General features: G+C 61.4%; 6 protein-coding genes. 5 read left to right on the top strand and 1 reads right to left on the bottom strand.

Annotated features, from left to right (window positions below):
* From R6W86_RS03375 to R6W86_RS03360, 4 genes are all read left to right on the top strand, one after another.
* Positions 1-816 (top strand): LysR family transcriptional regulator (locus tag R6W86_RS03375; RefSeq protein ID WP_410327980.1); only part of this gene is annotated, 816 nt, incomplete at its 5' end.
* A 219-nt stretch (positions 817-1,035) separates the two neighbouring features.
* Entirely contained in the window at positions 1,036-2,256 is a 1,221-nt protein-coding gene (locus tag R6W86_RS03370; protein WP_410327982.1) for a multidrug effflux MFS transporter, read from the top strand.
* A 333-nt stretch (positions 2,257-2,589) separates the two neighbouring features.
* Complete coding sequence (gene tpx, locus R6W86_RS03365; protein ID WP_410327979.1) at positions 2,590-3,087, top strand: thiol peroxidase; 498 nt, start codon at positions 2,590-2,592, stop codon at positions 3,085-3,087.
* 149 nt (positions 3,088-3,236) lie between these two features.
* Entirely contained in the window at positions 3,237-4,520 is a 1,284-nt protein-coding gene (locus R6W86_RS03360; RefSeq protein WP_410327981.1) for an MATE family efflux transporter, read from the top strand.
* A gap of 27 nt (positions 4,521-4,547) precedes the next feature.
* On the opposite strand, the gene R6W86_RS03355 is transcribed toward R6W86_RS03360, so the two are convergent.
* Positions 4,548-4,994: a thioesterase family protein gene (locus R6W86_RS03355; RefSeq protein WP_091998134.1), complete on the bottom strand. Its 447-nt coding sequence runs from the start codon at positions 4,992-4,994 to the stop codon at positions 4,548-4,550.
* 284 nt (positions 4,995-5,278) lie between these two features.
* On the opposite strand from R6W86_RS03355, the gene R6W86_RS03350 reads away from it, so the two are divergent.
* Positions 5,279-6,916, top strand: coding sequence for an MBL fold metallo-hydrolase (locus R6W86_RS03350; RefSeq protein WP_410327978.1), 1,638 nt, complete (start codon positions 5,279-5,281; stop codon positions 6,914-6,916).
* Positions 6,917-6,967: the final 51 nt, after the last annotated feature.

Raw genomic sequence — 6,967 nt, 5'->3', positions numbered from 1 at the left:
CTGGGCGTGACCCAGTCGGCGGTCAGTCATACGCTGGAACGACTCCGGCAGGCGCTGGGGGATCCGCTGTTCGTGAAATCCGGTCGGGGCATCGTGCCAACCCGCTATGCCCTGCAGGCGGGGCCGCATATTCGGCAGATTCTGGACGATCTGCGGTCACTCTCCGCCGGCCCGCCGTTCAGCCCGGCCACTGCCGAGTTTACGTTCACCATTGCCGCCAACGATTACCAGAGAGACCTGTTACTTCCGGGCCTGGTCAAAATCCTGCGGCGGGAAGCACCGGGGATCCGTTTGCAGGTAATTCCATCCGGCATTCCGAGTGCCGACATGTTGCGCAAGGACGTGTGCGACCTGATCATTTCACCCCACCCGCCGGAAGCCACGGACGTCATGCAGCGGGGGCTGATGGCGGATCGAAATGTGGTCTTCTACGATCCGGACTATCGGGAACCACCGGAAAATCTTGCCGATTTTCTCAAGTCTCACCACATCAGTCTGGTGTTTGCTACCGGCGAAAGGCCTTCTTTCGAGATCTCTTTGCACGCAAGGGGACTCAGCCGTCGCAATGTGGTGACCGTATCCAACTTCTCCGGCCTTCCTGAATTCCTCCGGGGCACGGACATGTTGGCGACCGCCCCACAACTGATGAGCCAACACCTGCTCCGGGATTTCGCCTGGGTCCCTCTTCCCTTTGACATTAAACCGTTTACCCTGCTGATGCTCTGGCACCGGCGTAACCAGAACGACCCCGCCCATAAGTGGCTCCGGAATCAGGTAAATGCGGTTGCCGCCTCGATGAACAAACTCAACAGCTAATCAATTACTTTTGCTCATAGGTCATATGAGCAGTAATGCCATTATCTTTTCTCAGAAGATCCCTAGACTCTTCTCCAAAGCTTAATGGCGGGATTGGGACAGGCTTTCCAAAACTGTGCGGAGCCATGGATGGCGGAGCTCAAGCGCCACATGGACGTGCTTGAGCGGGTTTTGGAAAGCCTGTCCCAATCCCGCCTCCCCCCAAGTCAGGGATATCGGATGCTCGCACTGACAAGCGTTTGGACAACAATACTACTGGCAGCCGCCGTCGCCCTGGGCCCCCTGGCGACGGACATGTACCTGCCTGCGCTGCCGCAAATCGGCAGCGACTTCGGTACCGGCACCGACCAGGTCCAGCTGACACTAAGCCTGTACATGGCGGGCTTTGCCATCGCCCAGCTGATCTGCGGACCTCTTGCCGACCGGTTTGGCCGCAAACCGATCATGATTGGCGGCTTTGTCCTGTTCGCACTGGCCAGCCTCGGTTGTGCCCTGGCCACCAACATTGAAACCCTCCAGGTCTGCCGCTTCCTGCAGGCCCTGGGCGGTTCCGCGGGGCCGGTCCTCGGTCGTGCCGCGATCCGGGACATCTATACCCCGCGCGAAGCTGCGAAAATCCTCGCCATCCTGGCCAGCATCATGGCCGTCGCACCGGCGGTCGCTCCGACCATCGGCGGTGTAATGGTCACCGGCCTGGGCTGGTCATCCATTTTCATCGCGCTAGGCGCCTACGCCCTGATCATGGCCGTGGTGGTTGCTTACGGCATCCCCGAACCCATGCGCCCGGAGTATCGCCAGCCACTCAATCCCTGCGCCCTGCTCCGTAACTATCGTCGCATCATCACGGATGTCACCTTCGTGGGCTATGCGCTCACCAACGCCGCCATCTTCGCCGGACTGTTTGCCTTCCTGTCCGGCTCGTCCTTCGTGCTGATCGACTTCCTCGGCGTCGATCCGAGGCACTTCGGTATGTACTTCGCCTGCATGGTCGCCGGCTTCATCATCGGCAACCTCACCGCCGTGCGCCTCGGCCGCAACCTCCTTACCGATCAAATTCTCGTTCGGGGACTGGTGGTCGCCGTAGCCGGAGGAACCACTATGGCCATCCTGGCCTACCAGGAAATCTACAACGTCTGGGCCGTCATCCTGCCCCAGACCCTGTTCATGATCGGCACCGGCATGGTCCTCCCCCAGACCATGGCCGGGGCCATGGCCAACTTCCCCACCATGGCCGGCTCCGCCTCCGCCCTGTTTGGCTTCATCCAGATGGCCCTCGCCGCCATAGCCGGAGCCCTCGTCGGCTACTTCCACGACGGCACCTCCCTGGTCATGGCCAGCACCATCGCCGTATGCGCCGCTATCGCAATGGCCTGCTACCTGATTCTGGTCCAACGCCACCCGGCTCCCGGCTTCGAGCCGCAAGGTGCATCCAGCCGATAGCGGTCTGGTCGGGTCGAATCCACCTCGGTGGTTCGAGTCCGGGTAGGGGCCTGCTTTCCAAAACTGTGCGGAGCCAAGAATGGCGGAGCTCAAGCGTCACAGGGGTGAGGCCGAGCGTTTATGAAGCGGAGCTTCATGCGACAGCCGAACGACAGCAATCTGTGATTGCTGGCTGGACCCCGGAGGGGTGCCGAAGGAGCGGGTTTTGGAAAGCAGGCCCCTGCCCGGACCGGCACCCAACTAAATCGGCGATAATGACAATCGAAGTCATCCAAACTAGTCTGGGAAGAGTAGATCAGTAAAACCCCAAACCGGACTCAACAAGGAGCTAAAATGACCAAAGTCACCCTGGACGGCAACCCCATCGAACTGAGCGGCAAATTCCCCCAACCAGGCGACAACGCTCTCCCCTTCACCCTGACCAACAGCGGCCTGGAAGAAGTCAAACTCGACAACTGGAACGGCAAGCGAAAGATCCTGAACATCATTCCCAGCATCGACACCGGTGTCTGCGCCGCCTCCACCCGCAAGTTCAACGAGAAGGCCGGGGATCTTGACAACACCGTGGTGCTGGTGGTCTCCGCCGACCTGCCCTTCGCCGCCTCACGCTTCTGTGGTGCCGAAGGCCTGAAGGATGTGGAAACCCTGTCCACTTTCCGTAACTACGCGTTCCAGCAGGACTACGGCGTCGCCATCCAGGATGGCCCGCTGGCCGGCCTGTGTGCCCGTGCCGTTGTGGTACTGGACGAAAACAACAAGGTGCTGCACAGCGAGCTGGTGAACGAGATCAAGACCGAGCCGGATTACGACGCCGCCCTGAACGCACTCTGATACCCTCCTGATCGGGTTCCGGGTTGATCCCCGGACCCGACACCTTATCTGCGTTATACTCTCCTGCCTTTTCACCCACTCCTGGTACCACGCAGGCTGTTTTGAACCAGACATCCGAAAACACAAGCCTCGTCCGCCAGCTTTATGGCATGACCTGGCCCATGCTGTTCGGCGCTCTGTCCCTGATGACCTTCCACCTGGCTGACAGTGCCTTCGTGGGTCAGCTCGGGCGTGATCCGCTGGCCGCACTGGGTTTCACCGTGCCCATACAGCAACTGGTCAGCGGCATGTATGTGGGCCTGGGCATCGCTACCACCGCCATCATCTCCCGCACCCTGGGCCAGGACGACGAGATCCGGGCCCAACGCCTGGGTGGGCTGGTTGTCACTATCGGTGCCAGCCTGGCGATGATCCTGTGCCTGTCGGTATGGCTGCTGCAGACGGTGATCCTCGATCTATTGGGAGCAGAAATGGCACTGCGGCCGGTGATCCGGGAGTACTGGGCGCCCTGGCTGGTGTCGGCCTGGACCGGGGCCATGCTGTATTTCGGTTACGCGGTCTGCCGCTCCAACGGCGATACCAAACTGCCCGGCTATATGATGATTGCCACCAGCCTGATCAACATCGCCCTGGATCCGCTGTACATCTTTGTGTTCGGCTGGGGTCTGCCGGGCGCGGCTTGGGCCACAATTACCGCTTTCGGGCTGGGCGCGCTGGTGGTCTACCCCGCCATGGTACGGCGCCACTGGCTCCGGTTTGACCTGCTCCAGCTGAAGTTGGCCGCAGCCCTGCGTCAGCTTGCCAGCATCATGGCACCGGCCATGGTCAGTCAGTTGATGCCACCGGTCTCGGCCATGCTGGCCACGGCGCTGGTGGCCGGTTTCGGTTCGGCGGCAGTGGCGGCCTGGGGACTGGGCACCCGGCTGGAATTCTTCTCGATCGTGGTGGTGCTGGCGCTGACCATGTCCATGCCGCCGATGATCGGGCGCCTGCTAGGGGCCGGCGAACTTGAAACCATCCGACGTCTGGTGCGCATTGCGGTCCGGTTTATCGTGGTCTGGCAGCTGGCCCTGGCACTGATCTGGCTGGCGGCTTCCGGTCTGGTTTCGACGCTGTTTACCCGGGACGCGGATGTGCAGGACATACTGGTGAACTATCTGCTGCGGGTGCCGCTGAGTTACAGCGGGTTGGGGGTGTGTATGCTGATGGTCTCGGTGAACAATGCCCTCGGACTGCCGATACGCGCACTGCTGATTTCCACCCTGCGGCTGTTCGTCTGGTACCTGCCGATGCTGTGGCTGGGCTCGCGGATCTCCGGGCTTACCGGGCTGATGTCAGGGGCGCTGGTGGGCAACCTGCTGGCCGGCACCACCGCCTATTTCCTGTACCGTCAGGGCATGACCCATCTCCGCCAGCAGGAAGCGCCCGCCTGATTGCGGGCACCTGCTGAACCGACGGATTCAGGAATCCCCTGATTCACTCCCGGCAAAGCGTGACCGGAAGCTGTCCGGCATGGGTGCCACTTGCCGGCGCTGGTAGTCGAAGAAGACAAAACCATACTTGGCCAGAGCCACGGGTTGGCCGCCGTCGGCCTTGGTAACCCGGAACACGAAGTCACCGCCGTACTTGTTGAAGTCCATCAGGCCGACTTCGAACCGCAGCATGTCCGGGTAGAAGGATTCGGACTGATACATGGTGGCCAGGTCAGTGATGATGATGCCGATGTCCTGCCGGTCGCTTTCTTCCACGCCGTATTCCACGAGGAACTGGGCCCGGGCCTCGGACAGCATGGAGATGAGGGCGTCGTTGCCGAGGTGGTTGGCGCCATTGATGTCGGTGATGCGGACGGGCATTCTGGTTTCGAAGACGAAGGCGTCGTCCGGGAAGGAGAGTTTGATTCGGGCCACGGTTGGTCACCTGTCTGGATGCGGGTTGCTGTTGCCGCAAATCATACGCTCTTGGGTTTTACTGTTCACCCTGTGGCAAATTCAGTTATCTTGCTTCTGATCCCTGCGCATTGAATCCCGGGGGAGCGGGGGTTGGGATGGCCTTTCCAAAACCCGCTCGAGCACGTCCATGTGGCGCTTGAGCTCCGCCATCCATGGCTCCGCACAGTTTTGGAAAGGCCATCCCAACCCCCTTGTTCCTGCCCCGTTCGCGCACCTGGCAAGAACGACTGACTGGAAACTATATGGATATACGCCCTGCCGCCACACTGATCCTGCTACGAGATACCACCGAGGGGCTTCAGGTCCTGCTCCTGCAACGGACATGGAAAGCCGCTTTCATGCCCGGGTACTTTGTTTTCCCCGGCGGGGCCGTGGACGTTCAGGAACCCCATGGCCGTGAACACGCCATCGGTCCGGCCGATGCCGAGATCAGCCAGATCATGAGTCTGGATGAAGGTGGTGCGGATTACATGCTGGCCGCGGTCCGGGAGTGTTTCGAGGAGGCCGGGATTCTGCTGGTGCTGGATGAGCAGGGGGCGCCGGTCGGCGCCGATCACCCGGTCCGGAAGGAGCGGATATCGCTGTTCAAGGGAGAGGTTTCGCTCGCGGAATTGTGTCAGAAACATTCTCTGACAATTCCCCTCGACCGGGTGGCTTATCTGAGCCACTGGATTACACCCCCCGGTCCGCCACGGCGGTTTGATACCCGGTTTTTTGTGGCGGCAGCGCCGGAGGGACAGGGCGCCTCCCATGACGGGGTGGAGACCATTGATCATGTCTGGATCGACCCGGCGCAGGCGCTGGAGGAGCATCGCAGCGGCAAGCGGTTGCTGGGTCTGCCGACGATCCGGACGTTGCGGGTGCTCAGCGATTTTGACACCACCGCAGCGGTCATGCGCTATGCCCACGCCAATCCACCGGAGCCGTATCCCAGTCAACCATGGCCGGCGATTCGCAAGGGCAAACCGGTGACCCTGGAGCCCGGCTCACCGGCCTATGATGAAGCGGCCAAGCTGGATCCGGAAGGCGAGGGATCGACCCATGCGGAGATCGTGCCCGGGGAAGCGGTGGAGATTGCCGCCGGTGTGGTGCGGCTTACCGCGCCCAACCCGGGCATGATGACCGGCCCGGGTACCAATACCTACCTGCTGGGGCATGAGAGGTTTACGGTTCTCGACCCGGGCCCGGATGATCCGGTCCATATAGATCGGATTCTGGAGCTGACCGGGGGCATGATCGATCAGGTGGTGGTGACCCACACCCATATTGACCACTCCCCGGGCACCGCCACGCTGAAACAGAGAACCGGTTGCCGGGCCTTCGGCGGGCCCGCGCCCGCCGGTGCCTCCCAGGACCAGTCCTTTGAGCCTGACGACCAACCGCAGCACGGGGATCTGATTGTCACCGAGGCCGGACTGCTCAAGGTGCTTCACACCCCCGGCCATGCCTCGAACCATCTGTGTTACCTGCTGGTGGACCAGGAACTGTTGTTCTCCGGGGATCACATCATGCAGGGTTCGACCGTGGTCATTAATCCGCCGGACGGCGACATGAAGACCTACATCGAGTCGCTGTACGAGTTGCTGACCGAACCGCTGAACTACATCGCGCCGGCCCACGGCTTCCTCATGGCGCGCCCTGAGGCGGTGATCGACTACCTGATCACCCATCGCCTGTCCCGGGAGCACAAGGTGGCCAAGGCTCTCAAGGAGTTATCGCCGGTCGGTCTGAAGGACCTGACAGCGAAAGCCTACGACGATGTCCCGGTGGCGATTCACGGTCTGGCCGCCCGCTCGGCGCTTGCGCACCTGCTGAAGCTGGAAGCCGATGGCCGTGCCAGGGAAGAGGACGGGCAGTGGTTCCGTAATGATCACACCTGACCAGAGCAGTCGGCTCCAACCGAATATTTTCACAGCCATCTAACGCAAAAA

Origin of the sequence: Marinobacter sp. (assembly GCF_046484525.1) — a bacterium.
In the GTDB taxonomy this organism is placed as follows: Bacteria; Pseudomonadota; Gammaproteobacteria; order Pseudomonadales; family Oleiphilaceae; genus Marinobacter.
The sequence above is the reverse complement of the archived record's forward strand: the minus strand, read 5'-3'. Positions and strand labels throughout refer to the sequence as shown.

Excerpts from the sequence above, each read along its gene's own strand:
- tpx (WP_410327979.1), top strand. The coding sequence starts at position 2,590 with ATGACCAAAGTCACCCTGGACGGCAACCCCATCGAACTGAGCGGCAAA.
- R6W86_RS03350 (WP_410327978.1), top strand. The coding sequence starts at position 5,279 with ATGGATATACGCCCTGCCGCCACACTGATCCTGCTACGAGATACCACC.
- R6W86_RS03360 (WP_410327981.1), top strand. The coding sequence starts at position 3,237 with ATGACCTGGCCCATGCTGTTCGGCGCTCTGTCCCTGATGACCTTCCAC.
- R6W86_RS03370 (WP_410327982.1), top strand. The coding sequence starts at position 1,036 with ATGCTCGCACTGACAAGCGTTTGGACAACAATACTACTGGCAGCCGCC.